The organism is Allorhizocola rhizosphaerae (genome assembly GCF_003426775.1).
GTDB lineage: Bacteria > Actinomycetota > Actinomycetes > Mycobacteriales > Micromonosporaceae > Allorhizocola > Allorhizocola rhizosphaerae.
The window spans coordinates 1-18,207 of record NZ_QJUG01000171.1 but is presented as its reverse complement, the minus strand read 5'-3'; the positions used below and the strand labels follow the sequence as shown (position 1 = coordinate 18,207).

Sequence of the window (18,207 nt, the reverse complement as noted above, 5' to 3'; positions counted from 1 at the left end):
CCACGGCCGCGCGCCAGGCGACGGCGGCCGCGCTGTCGGGGCAGCTCGACGACGCGCTGCGGATCGCCGATCGGCTGGTGTCCAGCGATCGCTCCGTCGCCGCCGTGGCCGCGACCGCGTTGGTCCATCGTGGACAGTTGGCCCGGGCCTCCACGCTTTACCGCTGGTCCGGCGCGCACGCGTTCGCCGCGCTCAGCGCCGCTGCCACGGGCAGCGCGAGCGAGCTCACCATGCCCGAGCCCGACGGGCCGCCCAGCCTGCTCGACGGGGCCTCGGCGCTGATGGCCAAGGGTTTGCGGGAATCCCTCTCCGGCTCACCGATCTCGGCCATGTCGGCGTTCGCCCAGGCGAATAACCTGCTCGAACCGTCCGGCCGGACACAGCTGCTGCCCGACAGCCCGGCCGCGCTCGCGGCGCTGGTCGGCCTGCACTGCGGCGAGTTCGGCATCGGCGAGTCCATGGTGGACCGGGCGTTGGTCGCGCGGGTCGGCGGTCCGCTGCTGTCGCGCAGGCACACCCTGCTCAAGGCGTGGATCCACATGACCCGCGGGCACACGGCGCACGCCGCCGAGCTGCTGGCCGCGCCCAAGGGCGACGGCCCGCTGGAGCCGCGCGATCTGCTGTTCGCGGTCGGCATCGAGGTGGGATTGGCCCGGCGCAACAGCGACCTGCCCGCGCTCGGGCGGGCGTGGGAGCGGGCGCGCGAGGCGCTCATTCGCCACCCGGTTGACCTGTTCACCCTGCTGCCGCTGGGCGAGCTCGCGATCGCGGCGGCCCGGCTGGGCGAGGCCGACCGGATCGGCGTGCACGTGCGCGAGGCCGACCAGTTGCTGGAAGCGCTTGGCAGGCCGGCGCTGTGGGCCACGCCCTGGCACTGGAGCCGGCTGCACGCGGCCATCGTCATGGAGGACACCCCCTCGGCCGACGAGCACATGAAGGCTTTGGCGTCCTCGGCCCACCTGCGGTTCGGCGCGGTGCTCGCGACCGCCGCCGAGTGCTGGATGGAGCTGCTGCGCGGCACGGTCGACCCGATCCGGGTCGAGTCCGCGGCGCGGGCGCTGCACGAGATCGGCCTGTCGTGGGACGGGGCGAGGCTCGCCGGGCAGGCCGCCATCCGCACCTCCGACCGGCGCGCGATGACCGCCCTGCTCGACTGCGCCCGCGTGCTGCAGGGCCGACCGACTGTCCAAAAAGGACAGGCACCGGAGCCGGTCGCCGTCCGGGTCGACGATTCCGGCCGGCTCAGCGAGCGCGAGCAGGAGGTGGCCCAGCTCGTGCTGGCCGGGCTCACCTACAAGCAGGTGGGCGATCAGCTGTTCATCTCCGCCAAGACGGTCGAGCACCACGTGGCCCGGATGCGCCAGCGGCTCAACTGCTCCAGCCGCAGCGAGCTGCTGGCCCGGCTGCGCGCCATGACCAGCACCGCCACCGGCACGCCCATCCCGGCGCAGCGTCGCGCAACCCCGTAGGCGCCTTCAAGCGCGCAGCTCCCAGGCACACACCCCGCTCCTCGGTCCCAGGTCAACGACCGGTCGGTCGGGCTACGCATGGCTTAACGCAGAATCAATGAAATAGCGCAGATTCCTTGCCGCTACCTCGTTGCGAGCGCTGAACATACCGGCTGCCTCAGTCGCCGCCCTCCGCGCGTCTGCGTCACTGGCCAGGCGGCTGAGGATGGCAAGTTGCTCTCGCGCCTGGAGCGCTATCCAACCCAATCCGTTCCGATCGATAAACCGGAGGTTGGGCTGTTCCTGTCCGGGGATATACGACGTTGCAATGAACGGCTTGGCCAACGTCGCCGCTTCGAAGAGCGTATTGGGTCCAGCCTTCCCCATTACCACGTCTGCGGCGTTCATTATTTTCGCAAACTCGTTAGTGAACGGCACAACCCGCACACGGTCCAGACCACCGAGGCCGTGAGGTAACGACTGATTCGTCCCAGCCGCCACAAGTACCTGTAGCGCAGGCACTGCGAGCAAGCGCCTGGCGATGCGGGCGAACTTGGCGGCGCCCTCGCCACCTCCTTGAAGGAGAACGGTGAACCGATCCGGATCCAGGCCAAGCCGCACCAGTGTGCTGGGACGGTTGCGGTGATCGACCTCATGGAACTGCCGACGCACTGGCCATCCTGTGAGATGGAGTCGATCGGCATGGAAACCCGCATCGAGCGCCTGCCGGTAAGTGTCGGCGGTCGGGGCGAAGGTGACTGCGGCTCTGCGCTCAGTGAGCCAAGAATGGTGAAGGCGGCCGGGATCGGCGAACATCAAGATCAGTGGACACCTCAGTCCCCGCTCATTCATGGCATCCATGACAGCGACCGTGAGAAGCGGATGGGTCGTTATCACGACATCCGGACGCGATCGCTCCAGCGTTTCCCGGATGCTTCCCGCGAAAAGGCGGGTGAAGACCTTGTGCGCAAACGCCGAACGCCTTGGTGTGTCGATGAGCCTGAATTCCGCGCCCCATAGCCATTGGGCGTGCCTGCTGACCAACCGGTAATGCGAGCAGATCAGGTCAGACTGGGGATCGACTATATCTACGGTATAGTCAGGCGTGAGTCGATCGCTGAGGGCTTGGGCAAGGCTCACGTGACCATGTCCCGTGTGGGAGGTCAGGATCAGCGCTTTCACTATGTACTCCAACCACTGACGCACGGTATCGGTGATGCGTCCGGAAAGGCCGCCACCAGTTGAGTTCCCCGAGAAGCCGCATGGTCGCCGGTAGCAGCAGGGCGCGCACTACCGCCGCGTCAATGACGATGGACACACCGATTCCGAATGCCATCATCTTCTGGTAAATGCCGCTCGCAGTGGTGAATCCAGCCGAAACCGCGACGAGTAACAGTGCTGCCGCTGTAATCACCGGTCCGCTTGCCTGTAGGCCCGCGGCGACCGAGTGCGTGTTGTCGCCGGTGAGCAGCCACCGCTCATGCACTCGAGAAAGCATGAAGATCTCGTAATCCGTCGCGAAGCCGAGGACGAGCAATATGATCATGATGATGGTGAGCGTCTCGATGTGGCCTGGCGTGGTAAACCCCAGAACGTCAGCCAAATTGCCATCCTGAAAGGACCACACGAGCACACCTATGGCCGCGCTCGTCGACGCGATGTTGAGGAGCACCGCCTTGATAGCCACGACGATGGACCCGAATGCAACCGTCAGCATGATGAGCATGGCACCGGCAACGACCAGGATGGCAGTGACCAGGCGTGATCGCACAGCCGTAAACGAATCGAGCTCCTCGGCCGGCTCGCCTCCGACCTCCAGCCGCGCGCCCTGCGCAAGAGGAGACAGACGCCTGATATCAGTCACCACTCGGCGTAGTTCGGCCGCTGCCAGTCCGCCTGGAACGGACACCCCGAGCAGCATCATGCCGGGCGCCTGGGCCGCTACCCACACCGCGCTCACATTCTTGACCCGGCCGAGCTGCGCGATAATGTCCGTCGATGCTTGCTGTGTGGCCGACCGGACAAGGACCGAGACGCGCCCTGTGCCCGACTGCGGAAAGTCGGCAACCATCTGATCGTGAACGATCCGAGCCTGCGAGCTTGACGGAAGCGCCCTGATATCACGCTGGCCAAGTTCAATGTGCACGGCCGGGCTCGCGCAGAGGGCAAGAAGGGCACCGGCGGCGATGCTGAAAACGATCGGGCGGCGCATGACCGCTTTAGCCAGCCAGCCCCAACGCGCATGTCCCCGTCCGCCGCCGCGCACCAGACCCACCCGCATCGCGTTGATCCTCGTGCCCAGGACTGCCAGCAACGCTGGTACCACAGTGATGCAGACGAGCGTTGTCATCAGCACAGCCGCCACCATGCCGGACACCATGGAATGCATAAACGGATGTGGGAAGGCAAATCCCGCTGTCGACACCGCGGACACGCTCAGCCCGCTGACGATGACGGTCCGGCCTGCCGTCTCAACAGTCTTGATCGCGCTGACGTGCGATGAGTTACCCTGGGCGAGTTCCTCGCGGAACCGGCTCACCATCAACAATCCGTAGTCGGCGGAGAGTCCGAGACCCACGAGAGTGACTGCGTGGACCGAATATGTCGACATTTCGGTGAACATTGCCAGTAGCCGTATCGCTATGAATCCGGTCAGGATCGCCAGGCCACCGGCAACGATCGGAACGCATGCAGCCACCAGGCTCCGGAATACCAACAACAAGAATACGAACAGCACCGGCAATGTGATTATTTCAGCGCGAATAATGTCGCTCTTGATGCTTCGTACAGTCTCGAGTCGAGTAGGCACCGGACCGCCCAGCCGTAGCTTGGCTCCGTCGACGGCCGCCAGCTTGGCAATGTCACGGGCCTGTTCGTCCTGTGTACTGCTGTCTCGGCTCTTCAGGGTTAGCAAGACATAAGTCGATCGACGGTCAAAAGACACCAGCGACGCGTCCGCACTGTCGGCATAGGACAATACACTGGCGACATCTGAGCGCGCCCGCAAGGCGGTGGTCAGCGCACCGAACCTATCCCGCACACTGCCCTCGTCCACCGTACCGACATTCATGGTATACAGCAGCACCATGTCCGGCCCTTGCCATCCAGCACGGTTGACCGCGTCAGCAACCTTCACGGATTCGCTTCCGGGGACGCCAAACCCACCCTCGTCACGTACAGCGCCAAACACGCCGATGCCCCACGTCGCACCCACTATGACCAAAGGTGCCATCGCAGCCAGCACCCACCACCGCATGCGCACGGACTCGCGCGCCCACCGGGCGATAGACACCTTTAAGGCTGTTTTAACACGATTCATAGTGTTAAAAAGTATAAGTAGTGACTCAAGGACGGCGCAGGCGATCGCCAGTATCGACGAATAGGCGAAACCCGGCGCGGATCTTCGGCGAGCAGGGCTGACGCTGGATCTCCGATGCCAAGGTCACCGAAACCCGCTACACCGCCTTCGCCTCCACCTAGCCAGACGCCGGCAGCGCGGCAACGACGGACGGCAGAGGGAGCACGCCGGGGCTAACCCGGTGCTGCGTCGGGTGTTTCCGTGGGAAGCAGCTCGTAGATGGCGATGGGCTCGCGTTCCCACACGAGCTGGGCATAGTTGGCCAGCTCGGCCGACTCGCGGCCGTAGCGGCGGTCCACCACGAGCGTGCGCACCCCCTTGCGCCACAGCACGTGCACGGTCGCCGGGGTGGGATCGGTGAACGTGCCGTCGTTGGCGCGCTGGAGGTCGGCGTCGCAGTATGGGCCCTTCCAATCGTTGAGCATCTTCGGCGCGTACCCCCAACCCTCAAGCAGGACACGGCGTTCGGCGAAGGCCGATATCCAGAACGAGAGCCGCAGGCAGTCGGGCTGGGCCGGCGGGGTGACGCAGTGGCCGTTGGTGGCCAGGATGCCTTCCTTGCCGGTGTTGGCGCGGATCCACGCCGCGGCGGCGAGCTGTTGCGCGCTCACGTGCTGGTGGAACGAGCCGCGCATGTTCGGGTAGTAGTACGCGTCGGACGGCAGGCTCATGAGCCCCCCGCCGAGCACAACCAGCACGGCACCCAGCACGGCCTTGCGCCGCAGGCCCGGCCACCTGCGGGAGACGAAAAAGCCGAGGGCCAGGACGATCGCCGCGGCGATCCCGATCAGCAGCGCCATCTGGAAGACGCGTGGCACCACCTCCCCCGAGCGCAGCAGCGGGTCTTCCCCGGTACGCAGCACGAGCCAGGCCAACAGCGATATCGCACCCGCACCCGCGGCCAGGTGCCACACCTGCCGGGGTTGCAGGCCGAGCCGGTCGACAAGCGCGGCCACGCCGATGGCCGACAGGATCGCGCCGAAGATGAACCCGGCACGCAGGAAGAACAGCTGGCTCAGCGACGGGTGGAACATCAACAGCGCGGCCGAGAACCCGGCGATCGTCCCGCCCAGCAGCATCCACTCGCTGTCCTCGAAGCGGTGCCCGCGCAGCCAGATGGCCAGCGGGATCCCCATCAGCCGGGCGCCCCAATAGATCAGGAAGGCCACGAGCACCATCGCGCGGCCGTAGCCGCTCACGCTATCGAGCGTCCGAAGTGGATTGAACGTCAGCGCATGGTCGTCGAACCCGTAGAGCACCACGACGGCGGCGACCTGCGCCACCAGCACGATGCCCGCGATGAGCCACGGCGCCGCCGTGAATCTGCGCCTGACCAGCTGCACCAGGCACACCAGGCCGATCGCGCACAGCATGACGGGCAGGACGGTGGACTTCGCGCCCGGCGCGGCGAAAGCGAACAACACCAGCAACGCCAGCGCCATGCGGTCGAACCGGGTCATCAGCCCGGCGGCGAGCACGATGAGCGCCAGCCCCATGATGTAGCCGTAGACCACCGACGGGCTCGACCACAGCGTGTAGGCGACCTGGCCGCCCAGCGCGCTCCACGCGAGGCTGCCGTAGGCCAGCTCACCCACGACGAACGTCAGCGCGGCCGCACCCGCGCCCACCCATGGACGCCCGGAGACGCGCCAGCCTGCCACGGCCATGAGGACCACGGCGAGCGCATACAGCGGGGGCAGCCCGGTGCGGAACATCACGGTGGGCGCGTCGACGCCGCTGACCAGGCTGCCGACCGCCATGTGCGCGTAGGAGAACCAGTGGTAGAGCAGCGGTTCCCCGGCGACCTGGGACATCTGCAGCGGGAAGTGATGCTTGGCCTCGGTCACGATGCCGAGCAGATAGAGCAGATCGATGTGGTAGAGCTGGTTGACCGCCGGGGTGAGAGTCACCGGCACGAAGAATTCGAGTGCCAGGTACCCAAGGAGAAATAAATAGATCCCGGCGACCGTCCACGACCATGACAGCGGCGCGCGTGTGCCGCCACGGGCCAGCACCCGCCGCCGCAACGGTCCAATCCCGACAGTCAGGGCCACCACCGGCACCGGCCACAGGATCAGCAGCCCGCGCAGATCGAGCGCGGCCAGCGCGGCGAACACGGCCATCTCCAGCACGAGCCCGAGCGCGGCCCCCATCGCCAGGTCGTCGACCAGGCTATGCGGTTTGGCCCGCACCGCCCGGTAGACCAGCGTGCCCGGCAGCACCACACACCACGCCCAGTAGAACGCGTAAAACGCGACGCTGCGCGGGCTCGTGTCGGTCGCGATCAGCACCGCGAACGTCGCCACCACCGCCGCCGCAGCGGGCAGCAGCCGCCACACCGCCTTGCCTTCCATCCGCACCCTCTTCTACGACTTCTACGCCTTCTACGCCGACTGACGTTCCTTCTGCGACGGTGATTGTTGCTGCTGGTTCGGCGGGTCGTGCGCCGGGCGGCGCATGGACGCGCTGTCGGCGCTGGTGCCGGGATGGTTCTCGCGAATGATGTAGGTCGGCTTGCCCATGCCCTGGTTGTGCACCCGGCCGACGTATTCGCCGAGCACACCGATGGCCACGAGTTGCGCCGATGAGAAGATGGCCACCATCGACGCGACGGTCGTGTAGCCCTCGATTTTGGTCGCGCCGCTGTAGTAGTCCCACAGGACGCGCCCCAGCAGGGCCAGCCCGGCGAGCCCGATGGTCATGCCAAGGTAGGTGACGAAGCGCAGGGGCTTGGCGGAGAAACCGACGATCATATTGACCGCGTACCGCGTCAGGGTCCGCACGGTATAGGTGGAGCGCCCATCGGAGCGGTGATCCATGCGTATCTTCACCGGGATGACCCGCGTCGTGGCCCACGACAGGGCGACGTCCACAAACCCGTCCGGGCCGTGGATCTGGTCGAACGCCTCGCGCACGAACGACCTGAACGCGCGGAACGAGCTGATCGACCGCGCGTGCTTGACCTCGATCAACCGGGCCATGCTCGCCTTGACCGCCCGCGAGGCGAAGCTGCGCAGCGCGCCGTGCTCCTCCTCGAACGGCACGCCGTAGACCACGTCCACGTCGTCGGTGAGCGCCTCGAGCATCCTCGGGATCTCCTCGGGCGGGTGCTGCAGGTCGTCGTCCATCGTCACGATGACGTCGTGCTCGGCGGCGCGGATGCCCGCGATGAGCGCGCTGTGCTGGCCGTAGTTGCGGGCCAGCCGGATCGCCCGCACGTTGACGTGGCTGTCGGCGAGCCGGTGCGCGACGCTCCACGTGTCATCGGGGCTGCCGTCGACGACAAGGAGCACCTCGTATGCTTCCGTGGCCGGGGGCAGGGCCAGCTGCAGCCGCTCAATCAGCTGGGGAAGCGTTCGTGCCGAGCGATAGCAGGGCACCACGACCGACACGCGCATAACACTCCTACCGTGCGAGTATCCCGTTGAGCGCTTTGATGGATCGTTTGTTGAACGGTCCATCACCCGGCATGTGCGATGAGTTCATTGCCTCGGCCACATGTCCCGGCCCGCGGCCGGCGACGTCTGGGGCGCAATATGGTGTCCGAAGCCCAGCCATGCCTGCTCAAATCCCGACCCAACCGGTGCCGGCGGCAGCCGGCACCGCCCCCCGTAAATCAGGGTGCCTCGGGCAGGTTACAGCAAACTTTGAGCTGACGGTGATCTGAGCTTGATGTGCCCCGAACAAAAGTCTTACAAAAGGCTGGCCCAACGATGGGGGGCCAGCCTTTTGGCCAGTACCTCATGGCCGCGCGCGTCTCACCTCGGCCCCGCCGCGCGCTCACGGGGCTACCAGTCGTGGACGGTCCCGTCGGTGAGGCGGTTCACGGGAAGGTAGGCGGCCTCATAGGGATGGTTCTTGGCCACGTCGTCGTCGTAGTCCACGCCCAGCCCCGGCTCCTCCGACGGGACCAGCCCACCGTCCACAAACGAGTATCCCGGCCGGAACACCTCTTCGGTCAGGGCGCTGTGGCGCATGTACTCCTGAATGCCGAAATTGTGGATCGCGATGCCGAGGTGCACGGCCGCGGCCAGCCCCACCGGCGAGATGTCGGTCGGACCGTGAATACCCGATTTAATCTGGTACGTCGAAGCGAAGTCGAATATCCGACGGAGCCCGGTGATCCCGCCCGTGTGCGTCACCGCCGAACGCACGTAGTCGATCAGCTGCTCCCGAATCAGCGTCTGGTAATCCCAGACCGTGTTGAACACCTCGCCGATCGCCAGCGGGGTGGTGGTGTGCTGACGGACCAGCCGCAGCGCCTCCTGGTTCTCGGCGGGCGTGACGTCCTCCAGCCAGAACAGGTCATACGGCTCAAGGGATTTGCCCAACCGCGCGGCCTGGATCGGGGTGAGCCGGTGATGGGCGTCGTGCAGCAGCGGCAGGGCCGGGCCGAACTCGTTGCGCACGGCCTCGAAGACCGACGGCACGTGACGCAGGTAGGCGCGCGTGTCCCACGACTCCTCCACCGGCACGGCCGTGCGGCGCGCAGGCTCGTAGTCGTAGCGCGGGCCGCTCTTGGCCACGGACGCCACACCGTACACGGACTCGAACCCCGGGATCCCGGTCTGGATCCGGATGGCCCGATAACCGAGCTCAAGATGGCCTCGCACCGAGTCGAACAGCTCGGGGAGATCGCGGCCAGACGCGTGCCCATACACCAGACACGACCGCCGCGATCGCCCGCCCAGCAGCTGGTACAGCGGCAGCCCGCACACCTTGGCCTTGATGTCCCACAGCGCGGTGTCCACGGCCGCGATCGCCGCCATCGTCACCGGCCCGCGCCGCCAATACGCCCCGCGGTACAGGTATTGCCACGTATCCTCGATCGCGTGCGCGTCCCGCCCGATCAGCAGCGGCACCACATGATCGGCCAGATAGGACGCCACCGACAACTCCCGCCCGTTGAGTGTGGCATCCCCCAGTCCCACCACCCCGTCGCTGGTCACCAGGCGCAGCGTCACAAAATTGCGCCCAGGACTGCACACCAGCACCTCGCCCCGCTCAATCAGCACGGCCCTCCCCCTCCCACACCGCAGTCCGGCCCATCCTAGGGCCCAACGCGCATCTGCCATGGCGGCGTGCACCTGACTGCGTAGCCCGTTATGAATAGTCGGAACAAGGTCCAGGGATGTCCGCAACGACCATGCCCTTAGTCATCAAAGGCACCTGCGCCACCACCTCCCCCTGCGGATTGATGACGCTGGTCGGGCCATAGCCGATGCGGTGCTCGTCGCGTTCTCCGGTGACGTCGGCCGACATCAGCCACATCCCTGTCTCCCGCGCGCGCTCGGCCCGAATCCGGTGATGCAGGTCTTTCCAACGGTTCGCGTTGTCCCGGCGCATCATGTTCTGCGCCGGCACCAGCAGCAGTTGCGCGCCCTGTTCCGCCACCGCCGCGGCGGCCTGAGCGAATTGCGTGTCATAGCAGATGTTGATGCCGAACCGGACGCCTCGCATGTCGAAGACCGGATAGGCGCTTCCCTTGTCGAATAAGGATTCTCCGGCCACGAGATGAGTCTTGCGATAGAAACCCAACAGCTCGCCTCGCGACACGACAACGGCCGTGTTGAAATACCGGCCCTCACGCTCCTCGATGACACCGAACACCAGCGCCTGCTTGATCGATGCGAGTCCCTGAAGCAGGCTGGCGAACCCCGCGGACCGCAGGTTCAGCGCATAGCGCCGTAGGTGCTCCTGCTCGACCAGATAGCCCTGCAGGAAGCACTCGGGAAATAGCAGCAGGTCAATGCAGTCGGCATCAGCCTGGCGCGCGAAGTCCGCCATGCACGCCAACGACGCCTCCACATCACCGAGGAACTCCGGGGTCTGGCAGGCACCGACCCTCAACGGCCCACGCACGCCGAGATCGTAGCCGGCACCCGCCGCTCCCCACCCTGCCGAAAGGTTTGACCGTCGGACAGCCGCCCGCCGAACCGGCCGCAGCATGCCAGCTCCGACAGGGGCGGGGCGGCGAACGCCGGAGTCAGCGGCCGGGCCGCCACACCTCGACCACACACCTGCCGGATCTAGCAGGTGGAGTGGATGAGCGCGCCGGTGGGGCGGGTCAGGGCCAGCTCGTTGTAGCGCTTGACGGCCTCGCGCGACTCGTGCACATGCACCTCGATGCCCAGCCGCTCAAGGTGCCGCACGGTGTCGGGCATGACTTCGAGCCGCTGATCCATGCCGCGCGACAGCACGATCACCGTGGCACCGTGGCTGATGAGCTCGTCGGTGTCGGCGGGCTGGATGCCGGGAGAGTGCCGGGTGCCGGTCTCGGCCCAGTCCCATTCTCGCGCGCCGCCCGGGAAGAGCTTGGCATCCTTGAGATTGCCGAAGCCGCTGACCCGGATCTGGCCCCACACGAGGTGGTCGACGAGTGGCGAGATTTTTGCCGGTACCCAGAAACGAAGCTTATTGGTTCTCTGGTCTTCCAGGATCCCGCCGTTTGACTCGATCACCTTGCGGGAGGCCACATTCGTGTCGTCGCAGGTGATCAGCGCACGCTCGATGCCGAGACCGAAGGCCACGGGCAGGGCGGCGCGCAGCATCGCGGTCGCGTGGCCGCGCCGGCGAGCGCTGGGCCGCACGTCATAGCCGATGTGCCCGCCGAGTTCGAGCAGGATCGGCGTGAGCCGATGCCGGATTGCGAGGCGCCCCAAGTATTCCGACCCGTCGACCCACCACAGCGTCGTGTCCGGCACGTGGCCCTCCGGGCGCGGTGTCCCCTCAAGCGCCCGTGCCCGCAGGCCGGCGACGAATCGGCGGAAGCCCTCGGGCGTGTCCCACGACTGCCGATAATCTCGGATCTCTTGCCCGACCATCGTGCGGTCGGCAATGTCGCCGCGCCCCTCGGCCCGGAACTCGGCCATAGCGGCGAGAAACGACTCCCGCACCCTCTCATCGGGCCGAATCAACTCCGCCATCCACCCCCCTCTCTCTTCCTTTCGTGTCTCTTCCTTTTACGTCGATCATGAACTTGAGCGCATGTTCGACGGCGTGCCGGCGCGCTAACTTCATGGTCAACTACTAGGCGGGGCCGGCGCCGCAGACTCGCCAGCCTTCGGCCTCCTGGACGAGGTACACGTCAAAATTGATGGCGCCGAGAAGCGGCATCGTCAGTTCGACATCGACGGCCGCGCCGGGGCCGGTGACATGCTCCTCGCCGATCTTGTACGACACCAGTCCCCTCAGCAGCCCCAGCCCGCCGCCCGACTGGCCCTCGCCCGACGACCGAAGCAGCCCGCACAGCCGCGCGTTGGTCTTCGCCTGATCGCCCGCGACCACGGCCGCCAGGAACTCCTCCGTCGCGACGCGCGGCGAGTCGGCCGGCTTGGCCGGTGAGGCGGGCGCCGTCGTCGCGGGAGGCGCGCCGGGCACGGCCTGATGCGGATCGGTGCGGTCGGCTCCGGAGCGCAGCGACAGCCCGACGATCACCCCGAACAGCAGGACCATGAACACGACCGTGGTCATGGCGGCGTAGAACAACATCGATCGGCGCTTGCGCACCGGGGGAAGCTGCGGCGCGCCATACGGAACCGGTTGCGTGTCATAGGGGATCGCGGTGACGGGGATCGGCCGTGTGGGCACCTCGGCCGAGCCGACATAGCGCTCGGGATCCTGCTGCGGGGCGGTCACGGCGACAAAGCTACCCTCTTTTGACGCTGTTCAGGCGAAGCCGTGCTTGCGGCGGGGGTGGCCTCGGGCGAGTCGAGCCGGAGCTTTCGCACTCACGGCCGCCCCTTCCACGGCGCAGCAGCGTCCGTGGCGGGGCGAATCCGAGGCCATCCCCTGCCGGGATTACCGATCCGGTGTGCGGGACGGGTTCGGTGGCGGAGTCGTTATGGTCGGCTTCGGCCGTGGCGTGGGCGAGTTGGGCGTGGGGTCGGGCTTCGGGCTGGACGGGGTCGCTCGCGAGGGTGGGGGCGAGGAAATTTTGAACTCGCCCTTGTTGGGGTCGCCCAGTTTGCCGGCCATGCCGTCGGTCATCTTGCGGACCTCCAGCTGCATGTCCGCGTGCGCCTGGTTCATGAAGGCCTCCCACATCGTGCCGGGCAGGCCCGAGCCGAAGATGTCCCGGCCCTTCGGATCCTTGATCGGGGTCTCGTTGTGATCCTTGCTGCCGACCCAGACGACCGAGGCGATCTGTTCGGTGTATCCGACATACCAGGCGTGTGCGTGCGTGCCCAGATGCTTGCCGTTCTCCCAGGTGCCGCTCTTGGACGCCACCTGCCGTCCATTTTGGAGAGTGTGGTCCTGCTCTTCCGGGATCTTCTTCAGCACCCACGTCACCTCGTCGGCGACCTTGGCGTCGATGGTGGGCCTGCCCTCGGCCTTCTCGTCGCCCGCCGGCATCGGCTCCCACTGGCCGGTCTGCCGGTTCTTGCGCTCCACCTTGACGACGAAGTGCGGCTCGTGGTGGACGCCGTGGTTGGCCAGGGTCGCCATGCCGCTGGCGTGGTCGAGCACCGAGATCGGATATTGCCCGAAGCCCACGTGGTAGTCGAAGACCGTCCGCCCGCCGGGGATGCCCTCCTCGAGGTGGTAGGCCTTCTGCGGGTTGTCGCTCCACATGGTCCGCACGCCCGCGTTGTGCGCCATGGTGACCACCTTCTCCGAGCCGATCGCCTTGGCCACCTTGAAGAACGCCACGTTGAACGACTGGACGGTCAGCGTCTCCAGCTTGCAGCGCGTGCCGCACGGCAGCGAGTCGATCTCGCGCCCGGCGTTGGCGATGTCGAACTCGGCCCCGTTGACGCCCTTTTTCATTTCCGTTGCGTCCCAAAGGGATTGGGTCGAGATGCCCTCCTGCAGCGCGGCGGCGAGCGTGTACGGCTTGAACGACGAGGCGGGCGGGTGCGGTTCCGCGTCGCTTGCCCAGTCGGTGTCAGTGCCGCGGTTACTGCCTCCGTAGTAGGCGATGACCCGCCCGTTGGACGGGTCGATGGCCACGCCCGCACCGATGATGTTGTCGCGCTGCTCGCTCATCGGCGAGCCCTGTTTGGCCCGGTCGAGCTGGGCTTCCAGCGCGGCCTGGGCGCGCGGGTCGATGGTCGTGGTGATGCGCAGCCCGGCGTTCTTCCAGTCGCCCAGCCCCTGCTCGCGCAGGGCCTGCCGGATGCCGCGCGCCTCCAGCTCGTCCTCGATGTATTTGATGATGTGCCCGGTCGCGCGGTCGTTGTGGCCCCACGCCCCGCCGGCCCCCGCGTCGATGGGCTTGAATTCCGGGTACTGCATGGAGGATCGCTCCTGCGGCGACAGCCACTTCATCTCGACCATGTTGTCCAGCACGTATCCCCAGCGGCCCTTGGCATTGCCGAGGTTGACCGCCGGGTCGAAGCCGTTCTTGCCCTCGGGTTGCTTGAGCACCGCGCCGAGCACGGCCGCCTGGGCCGCCGTCAGCTTGTCGATCTGGTCGGCCGGGATCCCGAAATACGCCTCCACCGCCGCGCCCACGCCGTGCGCACCCCGTCCAAAGTAGACGGTGTTCAGGTAGAACGAGAGGATCTGTTCCTTGGTGTAGTTGTTCTCCAGCTTGCGCGCCATCACGGCCTCGCGCAGCTTGCGCGCGTACGAGATCTCCAGATCGCCGGCCGCGACCCGGGCGTACTGCTGGGTGATCGTCGAACCGCCCTGAGTCTCGCCGCCGGTGATGTTGTTCCAAGCGGCGCGGGCGATACCGGCCAGGTCGACGCCGTCATGCTCGTAGAACCGCTTGTCCTCACCGGCGATCAGAGCCTTCTGCGCCTGCTCCGGAATCTTTTCCAGCGGTACCGATCGCCGGTGCTGCGCCCCGAGCAGAGCAAGCTGGGTCGTGCCGTCGACGGCGAACACTTCCGTGCTGTTGACCAGGCTGAGCTGGCCCGGCTCGCGGATCGAGTCGTAGAAGTAGCTCCCACCGAGCAGGCCGAAGCCGGCCAGCAGCACGACCACGGCGAACGCGAACAGCAAGCGGTTCTGCCAACGCCTGCGGCGCGGGCTAAGCTTCACCCGCTCCGGGATCACCACGGGCGGCGGGGCCGCAGTCGGAAGCGCCGCCTCCATCGGTGGGTTCTCCGGGGCCGTCGGTGGCGGAGGGGGAAGCGGATGCTGGGTGTCGTGGGGGATGCTCATCGCGCACGGGTATACCCACAATCGGCGCTGACAATCATGCTCCTGCTCACAGCGCTGGCCACGGCCGCGGTCGAGGCGCTCAACTGGGTGTTCACCGACGACGCGGGGTTTGCCCTGTTCGTGCGCACCGGGTGGGCGTTGTTGCGGTCGCTCGGGTTCCTGGTGCTGATCTGGCACGTGCGCCGCCAACGGCCCGGTGCCTGGCCGTTCGCGCTCGTGCTGACGGTCACCACGCTGTTCGCTCTGGCGCGGTTGGTGATACCGCGCGAGGGCCGCCCGCATGCGGCCGGGATAGCGGGGTTCGTTGTCGTGGCGGTCTTGTGCGGGGTGGTCCTGTGGATGGTCTGGCGGCCCGGGGTCATCACGCGTCCGGTCACGGTGCGCATCGCCGCCCTGAGCTACAGCCCGATCATGCTCGTCGCGTCGATGGTCGCGCTGGAGCCCGTGTTCGGCGGGCGGGTCGAGGCCCTGCCCGCGGTCATCGTCTGGTTTGTCGCCGCCATCGTGGTCAGCTATGCCGTGCTGCTGGTCGCGTTCTTCCACCGGCGGGGGCGGCTGTGGGCGCAGACGGCGTACACCATCATCACCCTGCCGGTCATCGCGATCCACGTCCCGTTCACGTGGTGGCTGCTCGGCACGGACGGCCTCCTGCGCGACGCCGCCCCACTGCTCCTGGCCGCCGTCGTCGTCCTCACAGGGCCTCGAGCGCCTCGATCGCCCGCTGCACCCGCAGCGAGTCGCCCACGACCAACCTGATCGCGTCGGCCAGCTCGCCCATCCCGCCCTCGTAGTTCAGGCAGGTCGAGACGATCTCGTAGAGGTCGGGCCGCAGGGCCTGGAACCGCCGGATCGACCCGCGGATCTCCGGGCGCAGCTGCTCGACGATCAGTTGCCGCGCCTGAGCGTCGCCCATGACCCGAATGTCCATGAGCAGGTCGATGACCGCCGTCCGAGCGTCGGTCTGCCTTGGCCTGGCGGGTGTCAGCGGTGGGGTGTGCGCCAGCAGGGCCCGCACATAGGCAGCCGCCGTCAGCGACGCATAGGCGTGCCACGCGAAGTCTTTGGAGTTGTCGCAGTAGTCCGCGATTCCCCTGACCACAAACCAATGCGCCCCATGCAGATCGCACGCCGCGGCGATCCCCGAGCCCTCCATCTCCACGGCTGCCACCTCGGGATAGCGGTGCACCAATGCGTTGCGGTGCTGCGCATCCCGCAGCAGCCGGTCGGCACTCGCGATCGCCGCATAGTGCACCTTCGGCATCCCGTCGCGGTGGCTGACCGAACTCAAGATGTCGGTGCTGTCGGCTGGGCGCGCGAACGACTGCGGGACGACGCACAGCGAGTCCTCCCACGGCCGGAGCCCCAAGTGTTCGCCGACCCGCACCTCCTGCGCGGCTCGGGCGAGCGCCATCGACAACCCTTGCACCTGCCGACGGATCACGTCCCGACGCACATGGTCGTAATCCACCACCCCGTCGGTCCCGACCACGACATCCCCGAGCCGCACGTCACGCTCAGCCGTCGGAATCCCGCCGGCGATCCCCACCATCAGGACACATTGAATAGACGAAAAGCTTCGCAACAGGTCTATACACGCGGCGGCTGCGTTCTTGTTGTTGTCCTGCGCCATCACCGTCACGACGACCCGATGCGGCCGTCCCGCGAGAGTGCTCGGCATGGTGCCGGTTACGTAGCGCTTGGGATCGCCGGGCCGGCCGGCAACGTCGGCCAAGTCATCGACGAAGTAGCGCATGGCAGCGCATTCCACGGGCAGCGCTGTGACAATCCCGATGCCGACGTCGGACAGCGATCGCATGATGGCCCTCTTCACTCCCGAGCACGTTGAGCCAGGATCGGTCGCTCCATCATGACATCGTGTGCCACGTCGGATCGTGACACGCTGCGGAACACCCTCCTCCACCACACGCCCCTGATCGAGCATGATGAGCATGTCGCGTCGCGCAGGGCGCGGAGCCGGTGTGAGATCAGCAGGCTGCGGCCCGCGCAGAGCCCGGTGCATTCCCTGCTCGGCCTCGGCGTCCGACCCGGAGCTCGGTTCGTCGAGGATCAGCAGGTCGCGGTCGTCGCCGGGTTCCACGAGACCGGCTACCCGTCAGTGGTCGTGGCCGCGAAGTCGCCGGCCCGTTCACCGACGTCGGCAATCGGGCTCGTCGGCGCATCGTCCAACATGGACAGTGCCGCCAACTGCTCGCTGTGCAGGCGCAACCGCCGGATCATGGCAAGGGTCAGCAGCATGTTCAGCACGGCGAGAATGCCCACCAGCGACACGAAGGCGGTGAAGAGCGGTGTCATAGCAACCTTTCCGTGATCGAGGGAGCGTCTGACGCTCGCACGTCGGCTTGGCATCAAGGGCGGCTTCAGCACTCCGAGCAGGCGCATGTCCCCCACGGTCCGCAGGTGGTGCCGGCCAGCCGGCAGACGCGGCATACCCTGTATCGGTAGCAGTAGCCGCAAGGATCGCAGATGACCAGTTGCCTCCTCACGTACAACAGGTTGCCGTCACGGAATTGAAGGCGGCCTGCCGCGCAATTGAATCCGCAGGTGAGGATGGGCCGAGCGCATCCCGGCAACCTTCGCCGACCTCTGCTGGACTGCTGGGCATCCAACGACGGCTCACCTGCCCGCCGTGTTCGTGATCGCGCTGCTGGCCGCCGGTTTGGTCGCACGCCGTGGGGCCTGTCCACAGTGGACACCCGCGCCCGCGAGGGTCATGAATCATGGCCCTCGGCGAGTATGGTGACGTCCATGGATGTGACGCAACGCGATGTCGTGCGGGACATCGTGACGGCGGTTGCCCCACATGAGCTCTCCCTCCTCGACGGGTTCGAGTCCCTCGACGACGCGGCCGTGACCCGGCTGCTGACGACCAAGCGACGCCTGCAGCGGGACCCGGTCGGCTTCGGCGTCGCCGACGTCGCCGCGCTGATCACGCCGGTGGTGTGGCTGGTGGTGGACGAGGTGGTCCGGCGCGGCGCCGGCCAGGCGGCCGACGGGCTGTTTGCTCGTGGCAGGGCATGGCTGCGCGGGCTGTTCCGGCGCCGCCGGGCGGACAGCCCGCGAACCGTGCGGCCGCTGACGCCGGAGCAGTTGAGCCAGGTGCACACCCAGGTCGTGGAGCGGGCCACGGCCAACGGTCTGGCCGGCCCGGCCGCCGAGGCGCTGGCCGACGCGGTGGTGTCGCGCCTGGCACGCCTGCCCGCGACCACGCCTCCGCCGACCGATCCGCAGCCGGACGCCACGGCAACCGGCTGAGCGCCGCAGGTGCAT

At 67.1% G+C, this 18,207-nt stretch carries 13 protein-coding genes and 2 pseudogenes; 3 read left to right on the top strand and 12 right to left on the bottom strand.

All coding sequences use genetic code 11. The features are described 5' to 3' along the window. Nucleotides 1-1,469 (top strand): helix-turn-helix transcriptional regulator (locus DM816_RS29685; protein WP_162907968.1); only part of this gene is annotated, 1,469 nt, incomplete at its 5' end. A gap of 72 nt (nucleotides 1,470-1,541) precedes the next feature. On the opposite strand, the gene DM816_RS29680 is transcribed toward DM816_RS29685, so the two are convergent. The 10 genes and pseudogenes from DM816_RS29680 to DM816_RS29640 all read right to left on the bottom strand — a co-directional run bounded on the left by DM816_RS29680 (nucleotide 1,542) and on the right by DM816_RS29640 (nucleotide 14,919). Further along, a complete protein-coding gene (locus tag DM816_RS29680) occupies nucleotides 1,542-2,630 on the bottom strand; it encodes an MGDG synthase family glycosyltransferase (protein WP_162907967.1) in 1,089 nt (362 codons plus the stop codon). Beyond that, a complete protein-coding gene (locus tag DM816_RS29675) occupies nucleotides 2,548-4,767 on the bottom strand; it encodes an MMPL family transporter (protein WP_117213685.1) in 2,220 nt (739 codons plus the stop codon). The genes DM816_RS29680 and DM816_RS29675 overlap by 83 nt, the downstream gene beginning before the upstream one ends. Before the next feature lie 212 nt (nucleotides 4,768-4,979). Next, the gene (locus DM816_RS29670; RefSeq protein ID WP_117213684.1) at nucleotides 4,980-7,160 is read right to left on the bottom strand and encodes a hypothetical protein; all 2,181 of its coding nucleotides are present in this window, start codon (nucleotides 7,158-7,160) and stop codon (nucleotides 4,980-4,982) included. 30 nt (nucleotides 7,161-7,190) lie between these two features. Beyond that, on the bottom strand, nucleotides 7,191-8,198 hold the full coding sequence (locus DM816_RS29665) for a glycosyltransferase family 2 protein (RefSeq protein WP_211588911.1): 1,008 nt from the start codon (nucleotides 8,196-8,198) through the stop codon (nucleotides 7,191-7,193). Between the two features lie 396 nt (nucleotides 8,199-8,594). Further along, a complete protein-coding gene (manD, locus tag DM816_RS29660; RefSeq protein ID WP_246002411.1) occupies nucleotides 8,595-9,821 on the bottom strand; it encodes a D-mannonate dehydratase ManD in 1,227 nt (408 codons plus the stop codon). Between the two features lie 88 nt (nucleotides 9,822-9,909). Continuing rightward, the gene (locus DM816_RS29655) at nucleotides 9,910-10,668 is read right to left on the bottom strand and encodes a carbon-nitrogen hydrolase family protein (protein ID WP_281274376.1); all 759 of its coding nucleotides are present in this window, start codon (nucleotides 10,666-10,668) and stop codon (nucleotides 9,910-9,912) included. 167 nt (nucleotides 10,669-10,835) lie between these two features. Then, nucleotides 10,836-11,168: pseudogene (locus DM816_RS43530) on the bottom strand (Mth938-like domain-containing protein); the annotation flags it as partial. Between the two features lie 33 nt (nucleotides 11,169-11,201). Next, nucleotides 11,202-11,732 (bottom strand): annotated as a pseudogene (locus tag DM816_RS29650) (GNAT family N-acetyltransferase); the annotation flags it as partial. Nucleotides 11,733-11,835: 103 nt separating this feature from the next. After that, the gene (locus tag DM816_RS29645) at nucleotides 11,836-12,444 is read right to left on the bottom strand and encodes a hypothetical protein (RefSeq protein WP_117213681.1); all 609 of its coding nucleotides are present in this window, start codon (nucleotides 12,442-12,444) and stop codon (nucleotides 11,836-11,838) included. A gap of 162 nt (nucleotides 12,445-12,606) precedes the next feature. After that, entirely contained in the window at nucleotides 12,607-14,919 is a 2,313-nt protein-coding gene (locus DM816_RS29640) for a transglycosylase domain-containing protein (RefSeq protein WP_117213680.1), read from the bottom strand. A 36-nt stretch (nucleotides 14,920-14,955) separates the two neighbouring features. Between DM816_RS29640 and DM816_RS29635 the strand changes: the two genes are divergently transcribed. Continuing rightward, nucleotides 14,956-15,675, top strand: a complete 720-nt coding sequence (locus tag DM816_RS29635; RefSeq protein ID WP_246002408.1) for a hypothetical protein — start codon at nucleotides 14,956-14,958, stop codon at nucleotides 15,673-15,675. On the opposite strand, the gene DM816_RS29630 is transcribed toward DM816_RS29635, so the two are convergent. Together DM816_RS29630 and DM816_RS29625 are read right to left on the bottom strand one after the other, a co-directional pair. Next, nucleotides 15,611-16,735, bottom strand: coding sequence for an effector-associated domain 2-containing protein (locus DM816_RS29630; protein ID WP_162907965.1), 1,125 nt, complete (start codon nucleotides 16,733-16,735; stop codon nucleotides 15,611-15,613). The genes DM816_RS29635 and DM816_RS29630 overlap by 65 nt on opposite strands. 290 nt (nucleotides 16,736-17,025) lie before the next feature. Next, on the bottom strand, nucleotides 17,026-17,232 hold the full coding sequence (locus tag DM816_RS29625) for a hypothetical protein (RefSeq protein WP_117213678.1): 207 nt from the start codon (nucleotides 17,230-17,232) through the stop codon (nucleotides 17,026-17,028). Nucleotides 17,233-17,685: 453 nt separating this feature from the next. Here DM816_RS29625 and DM816_RS29620 point away from each other — a divergent pair, with 453 nt between their 5' ends. Beyond that, nucleotides 17,686-18,192 carry a hypothetical protein gene (locus DM816_RS29620; protein ID WP_162907964.1) on the top strand — a complete coding sequence of 169 codons (507 nt, stop codon included), beginning with the start codon at nucleotides 17,686-17,688 and terminating at the stop codon, nucleotides 18,190-18,192. Nucleotides 18,193-18,207 lie beyond the last annotated feature (15 nt).